Origin of the sequence: Bartonella vinsonii subsp. berkhoffii ATCC 51672 (assembly GCF_902825225.1) — a bacterium.
GTDB lineage: Bacteria > Pseudomonadota > Alphaproteobacteria > Rhizobiales > Rhizobiaceae > Bartonella > Bartonella berkhoffii.
Window position 1 is genome coordinate 1 of record NZ_CADEAK010000070.1, and the last position, 901, is coordinate 901.

At 44.3% G+C, this 901-nt stretch carries 1 protein-coding gene; it reads right to left on the bottom strand.

The features are described 5' to 3' along the window. Positions 1-901: hemagglutinin repeat-containing protein (locus J7R10_RS08265; RefSeq protein WP_208436440.1), on the bottom strand; the 901-nt coding region annotated here is incomplete at both ends.

Genomic DNA, 901 nt, shown 5'->3' on the forward strand with positions numbered 1-901 from the left:
ACCGGTGCCATAACTGGTACCAACATTTACTGAAGCGCTTTCACTGTGGTTTTGTGTGCTTTGCGTGTTTTGTGCACTTTCAAAGGTGATATGGTTTCCTGCTTGCAAATTGATATTGCCACTCTGCACATCATTGTTTAGTGCGTAATCCGAATTGGTGCCAGCGATAATATCAGCTCCAGCACTATAAATGCTGCCTTTATGGGCTTGTATATTGACAGAACGTCCTGCTTTTATTGTATCTGTTACCGCTGTGGAAGTTTGAGTAGAGGCTTCTGCCTTCTCTGTCTTAAAACCTACGGTCACACTCGCAGAAGCATCAGCCATATTGGCAAGAGCATCCTTGGTGGAGCCCCCCAACCCTCCTAATGGGTTACTCAGTCCTTTGCTGATATTGCCCCTTTCCCCTGTATTGCCAGTCAGCCAACTCACAAAATTCCTACCCTTGTTAAAGAGGTGATTGATTTTCATGCCAGTCAGTACGCCATTAATAACGGTGTTATTTCCATCCTTATTATTCATGTGGTCCGCTGAATCTTTTAAGCCTTGTACAGTATCAAGAACACCCACATTGACAGTGGTTGTAACACCAGCAAAGGACTTTTCATGGGTTTCTTTTGTGTTAGAGGTATCATAGCTTTCTGATAGTGTAATATTATTGCCAGCCTCAACGTTCACATCACGATTTGCCAAAATATCTGCTGCTTGCAAGGTCACATCATTGCCAGCAGTGATCCGCACATCTTTGCCCGCCTTAAAATTAGATGGCGTATGGGTATTTTCCCATTGGTCCCCCGTATCTTTGGCACTTGCAATTCCAACATCCAAGGAAGCACCGCTAGGGTTCTTTTCAAACTGAAACCCAAAACCTTCCCGCTCTTCCTGAGAGTTTGACTTATGG